The organism is Pseudomonas parakoreensis (assembly GCF_021602155.1).
GTDB lineage: Bacteria > Pseudomonadota > Gammaproteobacteria > Pseudomonadales > Pseudomonadaceae > Aquipseudomonas > Aquipseudomonas parakoreensis.
In genome coordinates this window covers 355871-374455 of record NZ_BQHY01000005.1, presented here as the reverse complement: position 1 = coordinate 374455, position 18585 = coordinate 355871, and the positions used below count along the sequence as shown (strand labels likewise).

At 59.0% G+C, this 18585-nt stretch carries 17 protein-coding genes, 5 tRNA genes and 1 riboswitch; of the genes, 5 read left to right on the top strand and 17 right to left on the bottom strand.

Features of this window, described 5'->3' with window-relative positions; translation table 11 throughout:
* Positions 1 to 143: 143 nt before the first annotated feature.
* The 5 genes from L6D63_RS10325 to L6D63_RS10305 all read right to left on the bottom strand — a co-directional run bounded on the left by L6D63_RS10325 (position 144) and on the right by L6D63_RS10305 (position 5807).
* Positions 144 to 1514: an MFS transporter gene (locus tag L6D63_RS10325; protein WP_131671211.1), complete on the bottom strand. Its 1371-nt coding sequence runs from the start codon at positions 1512 to 1514 to the stop codon at positions 144 to 146.
* Between the two features lie 69 nt (positions 1515 to 1583).
* On the bottom strand, positions 1584 to 2825 hold the full coding sequence (locus L6D63_RS10320) for a glutamine synthetase family protein (protein WP_236170324.1): 1242 nt from the start codon (positions 2823 to 2825) through the stop codon (positions 1584 to 1586).
* Positions 2826 to 3125: 300 nt separating this feature from the next.
* Positions 3126 to 3818 carry a sensor histidine kinase gene (locus tag L6D63_RS10315; protein ID WP_131671209.1) on the bottom strand — a complete coding sequence of 231 codons (693 nt, stop codon included), beginning with the start codon at positions 3816 to 3818 and terminating at the stop codon, positions 3126 to 3128.
* A complete protein-coding gene (locus tag L6D63_RS10310; RefSeq protein ID WP_047295822.1) occupies positions 3815 to 5419 on the bottom strand; it encodes a tetratricopeptide repeat-containing response regulator in 1605 nt (534 codons plus the stop codon). The genes L6D63_RS10315 and L6D63_RS10310 overlap by 4 nt, the downstream gene beginning before the upstream one ends.
* Positions 5420 to 5730: 311 nt before the next feature.
* Positions 5731 to 5807 (bottom strand) — tRNA-Arg (locus L6D63_RS10305).
* A 294-nt stretch (positions 5808 to 6101) separates the two neighbouring features.
* Here L6D63_RS10305 and L6D63_RS10300 point away from each other — a divergent pair.
* On the top strand, positions 6102 to 6332 hold the full coding sequence (locus L6D63_RS10300; protein WP_131671208.1) for a hypothetical protein: 231 nt from the start codon (positions 6102 to 6104) through the stop codon (positions 6330 to 6332).
* 20 nt (positions 6333 to 6352) lie between these two features.
* Positions 6353 to 6532, top strand: coding sequence for a PA3371 family protein (locus L6D63_RS10295; RefSeq protein WP_047295827.1), 180 nt, complete (start codon positions 6353 to 6355; stop codon positions 6530 to 6532).
* On the opposite strand, the gene phnN is transcribed toward L6D63_RS10295, so the two are convergent.
* Positions 6507 to 7076: a phosphonate metabolism protein/1,5-bisphosphokinase (PRPP-forming) PhnN gene (phnN, locus tag L6D63_RS10290; protein ID WP_047295829.1), complete on the bottom strand. Its 570-nt coding sequence runs from the start codon at positions 7074 to 7076 to the stop codon at positions 6507 to 6509. The genes L6D63_RS10295 and phnN overlap by 26 nt on opposite strands.
* A 120-nt stretch (positions 7077 to 7196) precedes the next feature.
* Positions 7197 to 7352, bottom strand: coding sequence for a hypothetical protein (locus tag L6D63_RS10285; RefSeq protein WP_174377054.1), 156 nt, complete (start codon positions 7350 to 7352; stop codon positions 7197 to 7199).
* Positions 7353 to 7464: 112 nt separating this feature from the next.
* On the opposite strand from L6D63_RS10285, the gene L6D63_RS10280 reads away from it, so the two are divergent.
* Complete coding sequence (locus tag L6D63_RS10280) at positions 7465 to 7791, top strand: Arc family DNA-binding protein (RefSeq protein WP_003178899.1); 327 nt, start codon at positions 7465 to 7467, stop codon at positions 7789 to 7791.
* Positions 7792 to 8057: 266 nt separating this feature from the next.
* Here the strand turns inward: L6D63_RS10280 and mgtE are convergent, their stop codons facing one another.
* Positions 8058 to 9500, bottom strand: coding sequence for a magnesium transporter (gene mgtE / locus L6D63_RS10275; RefSeq protein WP_007963078.1), 1443 nt, complete (start codon positions 9498 to 9500; stop codon positions 8058 to 8060).
* 321 nt (positions 9501 to 9821) lie between these two features.
* Between mgtE and L6D63_RS10270 the strand changes: the two genes are divergently transcribed.
* A complete protein-coding gene (locus L6D63_RS10270) occupies positions 9822 to 10340 on the top strand; it encodes a cell envelope protein SmpA (protein WP_095668540.1) in 519 nt (172 codons plus the stop codon).
* An 18-nt stretch (positions 10341 to 10358) separates the two neighbouring features.
* Here the strand turns inward: L6D63_RS10270 and L6D63_RS10265 are convergent.
* The 8 genes from L6D63_RS10265 to ltaE all read right to left on the bottom strand — a co-directional run bounded on the left by L6D63_RS10265 (position 10359) and on the right by ltaE (position 16473).
* Positions 10359 to 10435: transfer RNA gene (locus tag L6D63_RS10265), tRNA-Arg, on the bottom strand.
* A gap of 73 nt (positions 10436 to 10508) precedes the next feature.
* A tRNA-Arg gene (locus L6D63_RS10260) sits at positions 10509 to 10585 on the bottom strand.
* 71 nt (positions 10586 to 10656) lie between these two features.
* A tRNA-Arg gene (locus L6D63_RS10255) sits at positions 10657 to 10733 on the bottom strand.
* A 107-nt stretch (positions 10734 to 10840) separates the two neighbouring features.
* Positions 10841 to 10931, bottom strand: a tRNA-Ser gene (locus L6D63_RS10250).
* 62 nt (positions 10932 to 10993) lie between these two features.
* Positions 10994 to 11182: a carbon storage regulator CsrA gene (gene csrA, locus L6D63_RS10245; RefSeq protein WP_002554426.1), complete on the bottom strand. Its 189-nt coding sequence runs from the start codon at positions 11180 to 11182 to the stop codon at positions 10994 to 10996.
* Positions 11183 to 11371: 189 nt separating this feature from the next.
* A complete protein-coding gene (locus L6D63_RS10240) occupies positions 11372 to 12613 on the bottom strand; it encodes an aspartate kinase (protein WP_025112914.1) in 1242 nt (413 codons plus the stop codon).
* Between the two features lie 90 nt (positions 12614 to 12703).
* Complete coding sequence (alaS, locus tag L6D63_RS10235; RefSeq protein WP_047295834.1) at positions 12704 to 15322, bottom strand: alanine--tRNA ligase; 2619 nt, start codon at positions 15320 to 15322, stop codon at positions 12704 to 12706.
* A gap of 146 nt (positions 15323 to 15468) precedes the next feature.
* Entirely contained in the window at positions 15469 to 16473 is a 1005-nt protein-coding gene (ltaE, locus tag L6D63_RS10230; protein ID WP_047295836.1) for a low-specificity L-threonine aldolase, read from the bottom strand.
* Between the two features lie 188 nt (positions 16474 to 16661).
* Positions 16662 to 16833, top strand: a riboswitch (FMN riboswitch).
* 101 nt (positions 16834 to 16934) lie between these two features.
* Here ltaE and L6D63_RS10225 point away from each other — a divergent pair.
* A complete protein-coding gene (locus tag L6D63_RS10225; protein ID WP_047295837.1) occupies positions 16935 to 17444 on the top strand; it encodes a 6,7-dimethyl-8-ribityllumazine synthase in 510 nt (169 codons plus the stop codon).
* 128 nt (positions 17445 to 17572) lie between these two features.
* Here L6D63_RS10225 and astE read toward each other — a convergent pair whose 3' ends face one another.
* Positions 17573 to 18583, bottom strand: coding sequence for a succinylglutamate desuccinylase (astE, locus tag L6D63_RS10220; RefSeq protein ID WP_047295839.1), 1011 nt, complete (start codon positions 18581 to 18583; stop codon positions 17573 to 17575).
* Positions 18584 to 18585 lie beyond the last annotated feature (2 nt).

Sequence of the window (18585 nt, the reverse complement as noted above, 5' to 3'; positions counted from 1 at the left end):
TGCGCAGCAGCCCCAGACCGGACGCCTCGATTCCACTGCCACTCCGCACTGAATGGCTTTAGGGCCGCTTCGCAGCCCATCGGGGATAAATCCCCTCACCACAATAAAGCGTCACTCTTTGAATATCGTTGCAATCACCCGATTCAGGGCCTGGCCCCACTGATGTCCGGTGTCGGTTTATCGCCCTCATCAGCCGGATCAGGTTCGGCCGCCGCTTCGGGCTGCACTTCGGGCTCCGGCTCCGGCGTGACCGTGGTCTGCATCTGCTCCTGCACCACCTGCTCATCCACCCGCGGGTCGAGCGCCGCCACCAGCGGCGAACTCGACATGCTGTCCGGCATCGCCACGTGATGCAGCGGTGCGTCGTCGACCTGATGCAGATTGGTCACCGCTTTCGGGCGGATGCGCCACACCAGCACCAACGCAAAGAAGCTGAAGAACGCGTAAAGGCTCTGGCTGCCGAACAGCTTCATCAGCACGCCCGCCAGCAGCGGACCGATACTCGCGCCGACCCCGTAGGTCACCAGCAGCATCGCCGTCAGCGACACCCGGCGATCGCCCTCGACATGGTCGTTGGAGAACGCCACCGCCAGCGGATACAGGCAGAACTGCACCAGCGAACAAAGGAAGCCGACCACGAACAGCACCTCAAGCGGCACCTGCGGCAAGATCGCCAACGGCAACGCCGCCACCGCGAGGAATCCGGCAAAACAACGAATCAGCAGCGCTCGGTCATAACGGTCGGACAACCAGCCCAACGGCCACTGCACCAGCAGTCCGGCAAAAATGCAGCTACCCATGAACAGACCGACCTGCTCGGTCGACAGCCCCTGCTGCGACGCATACAGCGGCGCCAGACCGTAGAACGAGCCGATGATCAGGCCAGCGCCCAGCACCGTGCTCAACGACTGCGGCACGCGCTTGATAAAGAAGCGCGGCTCCATCGGCGCCGGATGCAGCGGCGCCGGGTGAATCCGCCGGGTCAGCGCCACCGGCACCAGACACAGGGCAAAACACAGCGCGACCAGCATCAGCAGCTCCAACCCCAGGCCCGGGTGCATGACCAGAATCAACTGACCGAGCACCAGCCCCAGGTACGAAGCGATCATGTAGCCGCTGAACACCAGCCCGCGCTGATTGGCGTCGGCCTGTTCGTTGAGCCAGCTCTCGATCACCATGTACTGACACATCATGCCCAGACCGACGATGGTCCGCAGCACCAGCCACGCCGGCAACCAGTCCACCAGGCCATGCCCGAGCACCGCCGCGCCGACGATCCCGGCACACGCCGAATACGCCCGAATGTGTCCGACGCGGGCGATCAAGCGGTGACCGATCTTGCCGCCCAATACCAGACCAAAGTAGTTGGCTGCCATCAGCGCACCCACCCACAGTCCATCGACATGGTCAGCGGCCAGGCGCAATGCCAGGTAAGTAGAAAGAAGGCCCGAGCCGATCAACATCATCAGCGAGGCGAAGTACAGCGCTCGAAAGGATTTCCAGATTTGGCGCATCGGCGTTCCGAGCGGCTCCTTGCAGTAAGTATCGGGCTATCCAAACGATAGCCCGATGGCGACGGTTCGTCAGGCCTGGGCTGCTAGAACACGCCGTTCCCAGGGAGTGATTTCATCAAAGAAGCTGGTCAACTCCATGGTCTTCGAAGCGATGTAGCCTTCGATGAACTCCTGTCCGAACAGTTCCCTGGCCAATTGGCTACGTTTCAGACGCTCGAGCGCGGCATGCAAGGTACACGGCAGCGAAAGATTGTCCGGCACTTCGAATTCGCCCTGAATCGCCGCGCTTGGCTCCAGCTCATGCTCGATCCCATGCAAGCCGGCGGCCAGACTCGCGGCAATCGCCAGATACGGGTTGGCATCGGCGCCAGGCAACCGGTTTTCCACGCGTCGAGCCACTGGCGAACTGGCCGGAATCCGCAGCCCGGCGGCGCGGTTATCATGGGACCAGCAGGCATTGTTCGGCGACGCATACGGGTGGCACAGACGCTGATAAGAGTTCACGTTCGGCGCAAACAGCGCAGTGAAATCGGCCATGCCCGCCTGCTGTCCGCCGATGAAGTGGCGGAACATCGCCGTCGGCTGGCCATTCTCGTCGCTGAACACGTTGTTGCCGGTGGCGATCTCGACGACGCTCTGGTGAATGTGCATCGAACTGCCCGGTGTGTGCGCCAGCGGCTTGGCCATGCACACCACGCTCAGACCATGCTTGAGCGCGACTTCCTTGAGCAGGTGCTTGAACAGGAAGGTCTGGTCGGCCAGCAACAGCGGATCACCGTGCAGCAGATTGATTTCGAACTGGCTGACGCCCATTTCATGCATGAAGGTATCGCGCGGCAGACCGAGGGCGGCCATGCATTTATAGACTTCGTTGAAGAATGGCCGCAAACCGTTATTGGAACTGACGCTGAACGCCGACTGACCATCCTCGCGGCGTCCATCAAGACCTACCGGCGGACGGAACGGCTGGGCCGGATCGGTGTTCGGCGCGAAGACGAAGAATTCCAGCTCGGTCGCCACCACCGGCGCCAAGCCATGTGCGGCGTAACGGGCGATCACTTTCTTCAGTTGGCCACGGGTCGACAGGTTGGAGCTTTCGCCGCTCAATTCGTCGGCATCGCAGATGGCCAGGGCGCGCGGTTCGTCGCTCCATGGCAGGGGATGGATCATGCTCGGCTCGGCGACCAGTGCCAGGTCACCGTCATCGCTGCCGTAAAACCGCGCCGGCGGATAACCGCCCATGATGCATTGCAGCAGCACACCCCGCGCCATCTGCAAACGCCGCCCTTCGAGGAAACCCTCGGCGGTCATCACCTTGCCGCGCGGCACGCCGTTCAAATCCGGCGTGACACATTCAATCTCATCAATGCCGGTCAGTCGCTGCGCGAGTGAACGCTGGCCATCGGTTGTCATGACGCAATCCTTGTTATTGTGCGAGCCGCAAGCGGCGACCCGTACAAAATAGGCTCCGGCTGTTCGGAATATCAAGCAGCGTCAAACAAAAAAGGCCACCACTGAATTTCCGTGCAGGAGCTGCCGCAGGCTGCGATCTTTTAATCTTAAAAAATCAAAAGATCGCAGCCTGCGGCAGCACCTACACGGGGCATGCCTTCAGGGCAGGTAGAGGCTGAACACCCCGCCACCCAATGGCCCGCCATTGCGAATTTCGGTGTGCCCGACCACGCCGTTGCGCTGATGCAACGCAGCAATGCGGTTGGCGAAATACAGACCCAGACCCGTGCTGCCGCTGCCGTGATTGATGCCCTGCACGTAATCCGCCTGACGCTCGAGCATCTCGGCCGGGTAACCGTCGCCGTCATCGTTGATGCTCAACACCAGTTGCCCGGCTTCGTCGCTGACGGTAATCAGCAGCGACTCGCGGGCATAACGAATGGCGTTGTTGATGCAGTTGCCCAGCACCGACGCAACCAACTCACGATCGAAGAAACCCAGCGGGCTCAGCGGATCGACTTCATAGGTAGCAATGATCCCGCGACTGGCAAACACCTCCTGGTGCGCGGCCAGTTGCGCCTCGATGAAATCATCCAGCTCGTGATACGCCGGTTGCAGCGGCAACTGGTTGACGCCGAGCTTGTACAGCCCAAGCAACTGCACCAGCATGCCGTTGAGGTGGGCAAACTCGAAGTCGATCACGCCCTGCTCCGCGCTTTGCCGCTGAGCCTCAGGTAAACGCGCCAGCCACTGGCTATGGGCCTGCGTCAGCATCGCCAGCGAGTTCTTCATGTCGTGAACGGTGGAGGCGATCACCGTGGAAAAATCCAGCGCCTGCTCGTCTTGGTTCATTCGCCAAACGCCTTGCTTTTCAGCTTCTGATAACGCGCATAGCGCGCGTCGGTGTCGGGCATCAGGCCGACCATTTTCAGGCAGGCCCGACATTCTTCCAGCTCCGCCGACGGCACACTGGTGTCGGTGCCATGCAGCAGCGACTGGGCCATGTTCAGCGCGATACTGATGTTCTTCGGTTGCATCTTCAGCGCCTTGCGGAACACCTCGCGGGCCTCCACCAGGTTGCCGGTCTTGTACACACGTACGCCCTGCCGGTTGAGGTCGGCAGCGGCGTTGCTCGAACTGAGGATGGTCGGGTCGTCGGTGAGCTTGGCGATGTCTTTCATCACCGCCGGATCATCACCGTAAATCTCCGCACAGCTCTTGAGCATCGAAGTGCCCGCCTCGGCCTGACCAAGCATCTGCAATTGCTTGGCGACCAGCAGCGCCGCTTCAGGGCTCATGAACTGCTCCATGCCGTCGAGGCGCATCAGCGCTTGTTCGGTGAGCTTGTCAGCGGTCTCGGCATCGTTGAGCAACAGACTGGTGGCCTTCATCAGCCGCGCACGAATCTGCAGGCCCGGGTCAGACGGGTTCTCTTTGGCGACCGCGCTGAGCGTGGTGTTGATCTCCAGCCGCGTGCGCGTGTCGAGGCCGCGCTCACTGCCCTTGCTGATCAACGCATGAGCCAGGCCAAGGTTGCTTTCCGGATCCTTGAACCGCGACTGCGCCCCCTGCGCCACTGCCTGGCGATACGCCCGGGACGCGGTGTCGAAATCCTCGTTGGCCATCGCCAGTTTGCCGAGCAACGCTTGCCGGCGCACCGCCAGCGGCGACAAACGAATCGCCTCCTCCAGCACCCGCTGCGCGCCTTTGGTATCGCCCTCGGCGACCAGCACATCGGCCATGCCGTCGTACAACGCCGGCATCATCGGGAACACTTTCAGCGCCTTTTCGTAAACATCCTTGGCCTGCGCCACTTGCCCACGCTTGAACAGCAACTTGCCCAGCCCAGCAAACGCCCACGGCAACGGCCGGTCAGCGATGATGCTGTCATAGAGGCGTTCGAGCGCTTCGTTCTGGTTCATGTCGCGCAGCGCATCGGCGCGATAACGCAGGCACAGCGGCGAATAACGGATGTCCTGCTTGCACAGCGCAATGCAGGCGTTGAGCACCTCGACCGGTTTACCGCGATCAAGGGCTTGCAGAATCGGTTTGAGCAACGTCTTGCGCTGCTCCAGACGCTCCAGGCGCTGAGCGAGGCCGGAGCGGTTGAACGGCTTGGTCAGGTACGCATCCGGCTCGTGCTCCAGGGCACTGAGCACCATGGCCTGACTGGTCTCGGCCGTGACCATGACAAACACCGCTTCATGGCTGATGAGCTTTTCCGACATCAGGTCTTCCAGCACCTGCTGACCATTCTTCTTGCCGTCACCGAGGTGGAAATCCTGCAGGATGAAATCGTAGGACTTCTGCGCACACATCTTCAGCGCCTGCTCGCCGGTATCAGCGGTGTCCACATCCTTGACCCCCAGCTCGCGCAGCATTGAGCGTACGGAACTGCGGAAATCCGAGAAATCATCGACGATCAGAAAACTCTTTTGGTGATACGACAGCATCGAGGATTTCCAGGCAATTGAAGTAGGTGAACCGGGGGCGTTTTCACAAGCGCGCAGATGATAGCTGGAGGCCAAATGCTATCAAGCGATTTCGTGCGAGTCTGAGGTCGCCGAATGAGTTATCGGCAAGGGGTGGGGTTCTCTGAAGTGGAGGGGTTCAAGATTCCTTGTGGAAGAATCTGCTGATGAGAATGTCTGATGACGGACCGCGCCACCGCTCGAATCAGCCTGACCATCAGCGCATGAAAAAAGCCCCGAAAGATAATTCTGTTCGAGGCTTTTTAGTAGACGCATTCAGCGTCCGGAATGGATGGTGTCCCAGGGCAGGTTCGAACTGCCAACCTTCCCCTTAGGAGGGGGATGCTCTATCCAATTGAGCTACTGAGACACTGAGTTGTCGCGGCCGGACACGGCGCGACGGACGGCGAGCATGTTAACGGCCAGCCCTTGGTTTGTCATGTCGTCCATGGGTTTTTTAAGTGTAGGCAGGCGGCTTGCAATGCTGCGGGAACATTTACCGTGCAATTTGCACTACCGCAAAAAGCCATCATTGCAGATTGCAACCCGACACTTGGGAAAAACCCTTCCAAATGCTTGTTTTTAAAGGACTTCACAGCGGTTAGACTGTTGGCACGCCGGGTGCTTTGTCTGTTCCTATAACAGAACAAACGGAGTCAGCCCCATGAACAGCACTCTCTTGCTTGCAAACGCAATCGCACTGACGGTTTTGGTTGGCTTTCATTTTGCTCCAGAGCGTGCTGAACCGGTGGCTCAGCGTATGCCGCATTACTTGCAGGTGCAGAAAGCGCCGCAGTTGGCGGTGCTGAGCGATCAGGGCGACTTCGCCGCGCAGGCAGTCAATCAGCCTGAGCAAGCACTGCCGACGCGCGACACCGAACGTCTGGTTTTTTGAAATATCTTCAGGAGTACAGCATGTCCAAATCAGCCGCAGGATTTCTGATCCTCGCCTTATTGAGTGGCGTTGTGCATTTTTCGCTGTTCGAGGAAACCGAAGTCACCCTGCCGCTGATTGGCTGCGGCGTGTTTGCGGTGTTGTTTGTGCTGGCCCTGGTGGCCGGGCGCAAGATCAAGTTTGATCCGGTGCTGCGTTAAGCCGGATCAAGTCCAGCAGTTGCTTGACGGCGGTTGCCAGGTCGCCCGAGTTGTCGATCAGATGCACGGGCAAGTCAGTGGTCCTTCTGTCCTTGAACTGCGCATTGCGCGCCAGCCTCGCATCAATCTGCTCAGGTGTTTCCCGGCCACGCTTGAGCAGGCGTTCACGCAAAACCTCATCCTTGACCGTCAGCAGCACCGGCAGCAAAGTCGGATAGCGCTCATGCGCCTGACGCAAATTGGCCCGTGAGCCATTTACCAGCACGAATCGCCCTGCACGTAACCGTTCGTCCATTTCTGCCGGGATGCCGTAAGCCAGCCCGTTGGCGTGCCAGGATAGCGAGAAATCCCCGACCTGCTGACGTCGTTCGAATTCTTCGGGTGTTACGCCGATGGCATCTTCACCCACCGATTCCGCTGATCGGGTAATCACCCTGCGGATGATTTCGCAGTTCAACCGGCGCAATGGCTCACGCGCGGCCTCGATCAGGCTGTCCTTGCCTGAACCGGAGGGTCCCATCAGATAAATAAGCCTGCCATCCATCCTGAAAACGCCCTCCAATGGGGGTTTGCCCTAGTAAATCGGCAAATTGCCACTATCCTGTACAAGTAGGGAACAAGGATTGAAAGCCGCACAGCATGCACGTTCTGACGTCTTAGGGCATCAATAGATGTGCAACAGGAAGCGGCCAGTGATGCGGGCCAAGGCAAAGTTTTCAAACCAGTCCGCATTTCTGATAATTGGTGCTGGCATTACGCCTTTACCCAGCTCAATATTTGTCACAGAATTGACGCCAATGATCTGGCAATTTTGAGGCATGATGCGGGCCTCTTAACAATTCAGGTTGAACCATTTGGCGCGGATGCTTGTCCTATCACACATCCTGCGGCCAATCCCGAGAACCGCTCCCCTGAACTAACCGGTTAAATATATGCGCCCATTGAAACAGGCAATTTATTCCAGCCGTACGGCTGACAAGTTTGTCGTACGTCTGCCAGACGGAATGCGTGAACGCATTGCCGAGGTGGCTCGCAATCATCATCGCAGCATGAACTCCGAAATCATTGCGCGCCTTGAGCAGAGTCTTATTCAGGAAGGCGCACTGGGCGAAGAACTGAGCATGCGCCTGGACAGTCCGGAGCTGTCGCTGCACGAGCGTGAGCTGCTGCAACGCTTCCGTCAGCTGTCGCACCGTCAACAGAACGCTCTGGTGTCGCTGATTGCTCACGACGCCGAGATGGCCGCAGACGCGTCCTGAGTGACACCGAACACCTCAAGCCAGCTTAAATGCTGGCTTTTTTTTGCCCGGATTTTAATCACGACAATCCGAGGCAGACTTGTAGTGAGGGGATTTATCCCCGATGGACTGCGCAGCAGGCCCTCTTCCGGGGTCGCTGCGCAACCCATCGGGGATAAATCCCCTCGCCACAGATCAATACACAAGCACAGATAAATACACAGGCACAGATAAATACACAGGCACAAAAAAGCCCGCCAATTGGCGGGCTTTTGCATTGCAAAGAATCAGAGCAGGAAGATCGTCGCCAACCCCAGGAAGATGAAGAAGCCACCGCTGTCGGTCATGGCCGTGATCATCACGCTGGCGCCCATCGCCGGATCGCGGCCCATCTTGGCCAGTGTCATTGGGATCAACACCCCCATCAACGCCGCGAGCAGCAGGTTGAGGGTCATCGCTGCCGTCATCACCACGCCCAGCGACCAACTGCCGTAAAGCAGGTAGGCGACCACGCCGATTACCCCGCCCCAGACCAGACCATTGATCAACGCGACCGCCAGCTCTTTGCGCATCAGCCGTGAGGTGTTGCCGGTGCTGACCTGATCCAGCGCCATGGCACGCACGATCATGGTAATCGTCTGGTTACCGGAGTTACCGCCGATACCCGCCACGATCGGCATCAGCGCCGCCAGCGCCACCAGCTTCTCGATCGAGCCTTCGAACAGACCGATCACCCGCGACGCAACAAAGGCAGTGATCAGGTTGATCGCCAGCCACGCCCAACGGTTGCGCAGGGATTTCCAGACGGAGGCGAAGATGTCTTCCTCTTCGCGCAGACCCGCCATGTTGAGGACTTCGCTTTCGCTCTCCTCACGAATCAGGTCGACCATTTCGTCGATGGTCAGACGGCCGATCAGCTTGCCGTTCTTGTCGACCACCGGGGCCGAGATCAAGTCGTAACGCTCGAATGCCTGAGCAGCGTCATAGGCGTCTTCGTCCGGGTGAAAACTCACCGGATCGCTGGCCATGACTTCAGCAACCTGTTTCTCGGGATCGTTGACCAGCAGACGTTTGATCGGCAGTACGCCCTTGAGCACGCCGTCGTAATCGACCACGAACAATTTGTCGGTGTGGCCCGGCAGCTCCTTGAGACGACGCAGGTAACGCAGAACCACTTCGAGGCTGACGTCCTCACGGATGGTCACCATCTCGAAGTCCATCAACGCACCGACCTGCTCCTCGTCATAGGACAGAGCCGAACGCACGCGCTCGCGTTGCTGCTGGTCGAGCGTTTCCATCAGCTCATGGACGACGTCTCGCGGCAGCTCGGAGGCCAAGTCAGCAAGTTCGTCGGCGTCCATGTCCTTGGCCGCAGCCAGGAGCTCGTGATCGTCCATGTCGGCGATCAGCGTTTCACGAACAGAATCGGATACTTCGAGAAGAATGTCGCCGTCGCGATCAGCCTTGACCAGTTGCCAGAGCGTCAGACGGTCGTCCAGCGGCAGGGCTTCAAGGATGTAGGCAACGTCGGCGGAGTGCAGATCATCGAGTTTGCGTTGCAGTTCGACGAGGTTCTGCCGGTGAACCAGGTTCTCGACCCGGTCGTGATGCGCGCCTTCCTGGCGGTGAGTCAGGTCTTCGACGACCTTTTGGCGCTGCAGCAGCTCAACCACCTGAGCCAGGCGATCCTGCAGGCTTTCCTGTGTTTTCTTTACTTCGATTTCGGACATAGGCGAACTCCACTCCCAGCAGCGGGGCACGCCGGAAGGATCAATCAGTCAATTCATGATTGGTGAAACGGGCTACTGAGTAACTACTGGGTAAGTCCATGGAGGTTTTCCATAAGCCCCGGCGGGGCTGACGGGCGCAATGATACACCGCCTGACGGTTTTAAACGTTAAAAAATCGCGGTCGAAACAAGCGCTTGCGCAACAAAGCTGAGTGCTGTCCTGACCCGTGCAGATGCGACGACTCATCTTGAAAAGAAAACACACCGGCATTGAAAAATGTAGCGACTACCCTTGAGCGTAGACCGTCATGGAGGACGTCGAATGCTATCCAGAACATCCCGTTTTGTAGTCGCCAGCCTGCTCTGCCTGCCGCCCGCCGGGGCCGCCACCACCCTTCACCGATGCGAAGCGCCCGACGGCGGCATCACCTTCACCAGCCTGAGTTGTGCCAACGATGAGCAGCTCTCGGTGCAGCAGGTTCACCCCTACACGCCCGGCTCCGTCGTGCCGATCATGCCGGAACACAATCACGAAGAAATATCCGGTATGACAATCAAGGGACGTGAACCGGGCATCGTTGGCCGCCTGGAGGACAAATGCGGCAACCTGATCAATGCCAGGCAGCGCCGCGAAGCGATCATCAATCGTCGCGTTATCGCCGGAATGAGCCAGCGGGATGTCGAGAGCGCCCTCGGCAAACCGGACAAGGTGAATATTCGAACGTCGACAACGAGCTATCGTTATGACCTGAAACGCGGCCGTAGTGCTCAAGTCGATTTTGATGAGAGGGGATGCGTGAAAGGAAAAACCAAATCGCAGACAACAAAAAGCCCGCGTTAAACGCGGGCTTCTTGAATATGGTGCACTCGACAGGATTCGAACCTGTGACCGCTCGGTTCGTAGCCGAGTACTCTATCCAGCTGAGCTACGAGTGCATTTTGTGTTTTTAAACCAGACCACAACTGGCTGAAGCCAAGTTACCTGCATTACTGCAAACAACTCTTAAAATGGTGCACTCGACAGGATTCGAACCTGTGACCGCTCGGTTCGTAGCCGAGTACTCTATCCAGCTGAGCTACGAGTGCATTTGTGTTTTTTGACCAGACCACAACTGGCTGAAGCCGAGTTCTTTATATCGCTATAAAAAACTCTTAAATGGTGCACTCGACAGGATTCGAACCTGTGACCGCTCGGTTCGTAGCCGAGTACTCTATCCAGCTGAGCTACGAGTGCATTTGTTGCGCCGCATTATAGCCCGTCTAATCTCTATTCCAACCACTTTTTCTAATAAATTCAACAACTTACAGAAAAAGCCAGATTACAACGTACTAAGCAAATAATGGCGGAGAACGGGGGATTCGAACCCCCGACACCCTTTTGAGGTGTACTCCCTTAGCAGGGGAGCGCCTTCGGCCACTCGGCCAGCTCTCCGCAACACGGGGCGTATATTAACCACCTTCTTCCCCGTTTGCAAACATAAAAATCGATAAAAATTAATGGCTTGGTTCTTCGTCCTTCTCTTTCTTTATACGCAGGTAAATTTCCTCACGGTGCACGGCAACCTCTTTCGGGGCGTTGACGCCGATGCGCACTTGATTTCCTTTGACGCCGAGCACGGTCACGGTGATTTCGCCATCACCGATAATCAGGCTTTCTGCGCACCGACGAGTCAGAATCAGCATACCTTTCTCCTCACGCATTTCATTTCAGGGACAACAGTCTGCAAAAAAAAGGCACCCGACCTACAACCGGAGCGATCGTAGCCCTACATGCCTGAGTATTGACCAGCGCGAGCAAAAGAACAGTTCAGGGGGCTCGCGCCATTCAAAAAATAAAGGGCGCGGTCAGACCGCGCCCTTCAAGTGACCGGATTACTCGCCCTGACGGGCCGGAGCGTCCAGTTCGAAAGCTGTGTGCAGGGCGCGCACAGCCAGTTCCAGGTACTTCTCTTCGATCACCACGGAAACCTTGATTTCCGACGTCGAGATCATCTGGATGTTGATGCTTTCCTTGGCCAGGGATTCGAACATGCGGCTGGCCACGCCTGCGTGGGAACGCATGCCGACGCCGACGATCGAGACCTTGGCAATCTTGGTATCGCCTACGACTTCACGGGCACCGATCTCGCGAGCAGTGTTTTCCAGCACGGTCTGTGCGGCCTGGTAGTCGTTGCGGTGCACAGTGAAGGTGAAGTCGGTGGTGTTATCGTGCGCGACGTTCTGCACGATCATGTCGACTTCGATGTTCGCGGCACTGATCGGGCCGAGAATCTTGAACGCCACGCCCGGGGTGTCTGGCACGCCACGGATGGTCAGCTTGGCTTCATCGCGGTTGAAAGCGATGCCGGAAATGATCGGCTGTTCCATGGTTTCCTCTTCATCAATAGTAATGAGGGTGCCCGGACCCTCCTTGAAGCTGTGCAGTACGCGCAGCGGAACGTTGTACTTGCCGGCGAACTCCACCGCACGGATCTGCAGCACCTTGGAACCGAGGCTGGCCATTTCCAGCATCTCTTCGAAGGTGATCTTGTCCAGACGCTGAGCGACTGGCACAACGCGCGGGTCAGTGGTGTAGACACCATCGACGTCGGTGTAGATCTGGCACTCGTCAGCCTTCAATGCAGCCGCCAGTGCCACGCCCGTGGTGTCGGAACCGCCACGACCGAGGGTGGTGATGTTGCCGTGCTCGTCTACGCCCTGGAAACCGGCGACAACCACCACGCGACCTGCTTTCAGATCACCGCGAATCTTCTGGTCATCAATCTGCAAGATACGCGCTTTATTGTGCGCACTGTCCGTCAGGATCCGCACCTGATTACCGGTGTACGACACCGCCGGCACACCGCGCTTGATCAGCGCCATGGCCAACAGGGCAATCGTCACCTGCTCACCGGTGGAAACGATCACGTCCAGCTCACGTGGAACCGGTTGCACGTCGCCACTGATTTGCTTGGCCAGATCGATCAGACGGTTGGTTTCGCCGCTCATTGCAGACAGCACAACCACCAGGTCATCGCCGGCATCGCGGAATTTCTTAACCTTGTCGGCGACCTGCTCGATTCTCTCGACAGTGCCGACCGAGGTGCCTCCAAATTTCTGTACGATCAAAGCCATTTCAAAGCCGCCTCTGCCCATGAAGGGCGCCCAATAATCACTCGAACAGCCGCCGGACCCGCCACTAGACTGCGGGCCCGGCGGGCCGTCTTATAAACCCTGCTCGACGAATGGAACGGTCAGCGCCAGAGCGCCATCCAGTGCGCCGGCGTCGACACCGCCGCCCTGCGCCATGTCCGGACGACCACCGCCCTTCCCGCCCACTGCCGCAGCAGCTTGCTTCATCAAATCACCGGCTTTGAGTTGGCCAGTCAGGTCCTTGGTTACGCCTGCAACCAGTACGACCTTTTCCTCATGGACACTGCCGAGCAGGATCACTGCGCGACCGAGTTTGTTTTTCAGCTGATCAACCAGCGCCAGCAGCGCCTTGCCGTCCTGACCATCCAGACGTGCAGCCAGCACCTTCACGCCTTTGACGTCGACTGCCGAGTTCGACAGATCGTCGCCGGCGGCGCTGGCAGCCTTGGCCTGCAACTGCTCGAGTTGCTTTTCCAGCGCGCGGTTGCGCTCCAGCACAGCCGACAGCTTGTCGATCAGATTGTCGCGGCTGCCCTTGACCAGGTTGGCCGCTTCCTTGAGTTGTTCTTCAGCAGCGTTCAAGTAGGCCAGCGCCGCAGCACCGGTGACTGCCTCGATACGACGCACACCCGATGCCACACCGCCTTCGCTGATGATTTTCAGCAGGCCGATGTCACCGGTACGGTTGGCGTGGATACCGCCACACAGCTCGACAGAGAAGTCGCCGCCCATGCTCAGCACGCGCACGTTGTCGCCGTACTTCTCGCCGAACAGCGCCATCGCGCCCTTCTGCTTGGCGGTTTCGATGTCGGTTTCTTCGGTTTCAACCGCGGAGTTCTTGCGGATCTCGGCGTTGACGATGTCTTCCAGCGCTTTGATCTGCTCAGGCTTGATCGCTTCAAAGTGGCTGAAGTCGAAGCGCAGACGCTGGCTATCCACCAACGAACCCTTTTGCTGAACGTGCTCGCCCAACACCTGACGCAGCGCAGCGTGCAGCAAGTGAGTCGCGGAGTGGTTCAGCGAGGTCGCGTGACGCACTTCGGCATCGACGTGGGTTTCCACTGGCGCGCCGATGGTCAGGCTGCCGCAATCCAGCACGCCGTGGTGCAGGAACGCGCCGCCGGTCTTGGTGGTATCACGGACGTCGAAACGTGCGTTACCGGCCTGCAGGAAACCGCAGTCGCCGATCTGGCCGCCGGATTCAGCGTAGAACGGCGTCTGGTTCAGCACGATCACCGCCTCTTCGCCTTCACTCAAAACGTCGACCGACTGGCCATCTTTATAGATAGCGACGATTTTTGCCGAGCCGCTGGTGTCGGTGTAGCCGGTGAACTCGGTGGCCACATCCACCTTGACCAGGGTGTTGTAATCCAGACCGAACGAGCTGGCCGAACGTGCACGCACACGCTGGGCTTCCATTTCACGCTCGAAGCCGACTTCGTCGACGGTCAAGCCACGCTCGCGAGCGATGTCGGCCGTCAGGTCCATCGGAAAACCGTAGGTGTCGTAGAGTTTGAACACTACGTCGCCCGGCACCACGGTGCCTTTGAGTTCCAGCAGATCCTGTTCGAGGATCTTCAGGCCGTGCTCCAGGGTCTTGGAGAACTGCTCTTCTTCAGCCTTGAGTACGCGCTCGATGTTGCTCTGCTGCTTCTGCAGTTCCGGGAAAGCGTCGCCCATCTCGGCAACCAGCGCCGCGACGATCTTGTAGAAGAAGCTGCCAGTGGCGCCCAGCTTGTTGCCGTGACGGCAGGCGCGACGGATGATCCGGCGCAGCACGTAACCGCGACCCTCGTTGGACGGCAGCACGCCGTCGGCGATCAGGAAACCGCACGAACGGATGTGGTCGGACACCACTTTGAGCGACGACTGATCGCCGTTTTCGCAACCGATGGCTTCAGCCGAGGCTTTGAGCAGGTTCTTGAACAGGTCGATGTCGTAGTTGGAATTGACGTGCTGCATCACCGCACTGATCCGCTCCAGGCCCATGCCGGTGTCGACCGACGGCGCTGGCAACGGATGCAACACGCCATCGGCGGTGCGGTTGAATTGCATGAACACGTTGTTCCAGATCTCGATGTAACGGTCGCCGTCTTCTTCCGGCGAACCCGGTGGGCCGCCCCAGATGTGGTCGCCGTGATCGTAGAAAATCTCGGTGCATGGGCCGCACGGGCCGGTATCGCCCATGGTCCAGAAGTTGTCGGAGGCGTAAGGCGCGCCTTTGTTGTCGCCGATGCGGATCATGCGCTCGACCGGCACACCGATTTCTTTGGTCCAGATGTCATACGCTTCGTCGTCGGACGCGTAGACGGTGACCCAGAGTTTTTCCTTTGGCAGTTTCAGAACGCCGGTCAGGAAGGTCCAGGCAAAGGTAATCGCGTCGTGCTTGAAATAGTCACCGAAGCTGAAGTTACCGAGCATTTCGAAGAAGGTGTGGTGACGAGCGGTATAACCGACGTTTTCCAGGTCGCTGTTCTTGCCACCGGCACGCACGCACTTCTGGCTGCTGGTTGCGCGGGTGTACGCGCGCTTTTCCTGGCCCAGGAAGCAGTCCTTGAACTGGTTCATCCCCGCGTTGGTGAACAGCAGGGTTGGGTCGTTGCCCGGAATCAAAGAGCTGGAGGCTACACGGGTGTGGCCTTGCTCTTCGAAGAAGCGAAGGAAGGCTTCACGGATTTCTGCGCTTTTCATTAGGTTCTTCCACGGAGGCTGCGGCCAAAGGCCTGTACGAAACGTCAACAGACGAAACGACGGCAAAGGGCCGCATTATATCGGCCCTTCGCGCGGGGTACAGCGTGTTTATACGATAGTAACGGTCAATTGGACGGCTAACGCTGTCACTTGCGCGAAAACTCGACGAATGTCGCGATCACTTGCTCGATTTGCGAGCGATTGACGTCCATGTGCGTGACCATGCGCAAGCGCGCGGCGGCGCTCAACTTGATCCCGCGTTCGGCGGCAAACGCCTTGAGCGCTTCGGCACGGTCGCCCATTGGCACGTAGACCATGTTGGTCTGCACCGGCTCGACGCTGAACCCGGCCTCGCGCAGGCCTTCGGCCAGATAGTGCGCGTTGGCATGGTCATCCGCCAGACGCTCGACGTGGTGATCCAGCGCGTACAGCCCCGCCGCCGCGAGCAAACCGGCCTGACGCATGCCGCCGCCGACCATTTTGCGCAGGCGGCGGGCCTTGCCGATCAACTCGGCTGAACCGCACAGCACCGAACCCACCGGCGCGCCAAGGCCTTTGGACAGGCACACCGACACCGAATCGAAATGTTGCGTGATCTCGCGGGCATCCACACCGAGCTTGACCGCCGCGTTGTACAACCGCGCGCCGTCCAGGTGCAGGGCCAGACCATGCTTCTGGGTGAATTGGCGGGCGCGGGCCAGATACTCCAGCGGCAGCACTTTGCCTTGCATGGTGTTTTCCAGCGCCAGCAAACGGGTCCGGGCGAAATGGAAGTCGTCCGGCTTGATCGCTGCCGCGACCTGATCCAGATCCAGCGAACCGTCGGACTGCACTTCCAGCGGCTGCGGCTGGATCGAGCCGAGCACCGCCGCGCCACCGCCTTCGTACTTATAGGTGTGCGCCTGCTGGCCGACGATGTATTCGTCGCCACGTTCGCAGTGCGCCATCAGGCCCAGCAGGTTGCTCATGGTGCCGGTCGGCACGAACAGCGCAGCGGCGAACCCCAGGCGCTTCGCCAGTTCCGCCTCCAGACGATTGACCGTCGGATCTTCGCCGTACACATCGTCACCGGTGGCCGCCGCCGTCATCGCGTCGAGCATGGCAGGAGTCGGTTGGGTAACGGTGTCGCTGCGAAGATCGATAATGCTCATGAACCTGGCCTCAGAGTCAGCAGGGGAAATCCCTTTTCGAAGGTGAATTACTGCGGTCATGGCGCCGATTTATCAACCCTTGAATGAGAAAAGGTCAGATTACTTCTTGAGAACACACTCCCACAGGTTCTGTGCAAGGCCGGAAAATATGTGATAAAAACGCTGCGCCGCCCGAGAACTGGCGGCAAAAACGTTCTCAGGGCGGGGTGTAATTCCCCACCGGCGGTAATTGCGCGCAACGCGCATAGCCCGCGAGCGCTTGACGACGGACACGGCATTGGCGGTGCACGACGGCAAGGTCAGCAGACCCGGTGTGATTCCGGGGCCGACGGTCATAGTCCGGATGAAGAGAGAACGGGATTGACGCCAAAGGGCCGTCCGCGCGCTTTTGTGCTCGTGCGTACCCTTGAATCCCTTTCGATTCATAACGCCCTGTTTTTCACACAAACAGGAGTCAGAACATGCAACCCACCGCTATCGACAGCAAAAGCAAACACCCCCACGGCGAGCGCGTTGCGTTCATCCAGGCCTGCTGGCACAAGGAAATCGTCGACCAGAGCCGTAAGGGCTTCGTCGCCGAAATGCTCGCTCAGGGTTATCAGGAATCGGACATCGATTTCTTCGAAGTCGGCGGCGCCTTTGAAATGCCGCTGCACGCCAAGTTGCTGGCCAAGACCGGGCGTTATGCCGGCATCGTCGCGGCCGCTCTGGTGGTGGACGGCGGCATCTACCGTCACGAGTTTGTCGCCCAGTCAGTGGTCAGCGGCCTGATGCAGGTGCAGCTGGAGACCGAAGTGCCGGTGTTCTCGGTATCGCTGACCCCGCATCACTTCCATGCCGGTGAAGAGCATCAGAAATTCTTCTTCGAGCACTTCGTGCACAAGGGTCAGGAAGCGGCGCGGACTTGCGCGGATACGCTGCAGAAGGTTCGCGCGCTGCGTCGCAGTGAGCCGCGCGCAGTCGCCGTCTGACCACAACGCTCCCCTGTAGGAGCTGTCGAGTGAAACGAGGCTGCGATCTTTTGATCGTCTAAAAAAAGATCTAAAGATCGCAGCCTTCGGCAGCTCCTACAGGAATTTCTGTCAGCTCAGAGACGCCATCAGGCGAGGTTTTCGTCGGTGGCCGGCACGATCAGAATGCCCGCGCGCAAGCCGTTCTTGACCTTGGGGTTCGGGAAGATGATGCGTGCGCCCTCTTCCTCGATGATCCAGCGGGTATTGGCCAGATCTTCGGCCAGCACATAACCGACGTCCAATTCAGAAAAGTTCTCGATGTCCGCTGGCAGGTTCAGGCGGAACGCATCGCTGTGCTTGATGATTTCCCGGGCGACGCTGAACAGCTGCAAACCCTCCAGTCCCTCTGCAGCCAGATCCGGCTCATTGCCCTCGATGATCTGCTTCAGACGGGTTTCCAGACGTGAAACATCCACCCCTTGGTTCTGCCCGAATGGCCGCGCCTTCCCCAGTTCCAGGGTGAAAGCCTCGGCGCCGAGCTTGTCGTAGGTGTAGGAACTGAACACGATCGACGGTTTGTTCTGCAACAGCACCGCGTCCATCCCGGCAGCACGCAGACGCGCCAGTTCGCGGCGCGAATGCTGGCGTCCTTCTTTCCACGGATACAGGGCGAACTGCTCGATCTTCGAACCACGAATCGCGGTGTGCAGGTCGTAGTGCAGACGCTGACGGTCCGGCAGGCTGAAGAAACTCGCCGCCAGGCGTTCCAGCTCACAGGCGCGGATGGCTTCGGAACCGCTGGTTTGTTCATGCCGGCCGTTGAACAGCCGGTTGACGTCCTGCTCGACGAAGCGCTCGCCCTTGCGAATCGCTTCCGGATTGCCGAACAGGAACAGAATGCGTGCACGCGGCTTCAGATCGCCGCGTGCGATGTCATGCAGCAGCCGGTCGAGCAATTCGATCGGCGCTGTTTCGTTGCCGTGGATGCCTGCCGACAGCAGCAGGTCCAGGCCATTGTCGCGCGCCTCGGGGGGCCGGACTTCCAGCGCACCCTCGCTCAACCAGCGCATGCGCACGCCTTCGACAGTCAGTTGAGTCTTCTCCGCCGGTTCACGGCCGGCGAGGGTCAGTTCAAGCAGTTTGCCGAGGGCGAGCATAG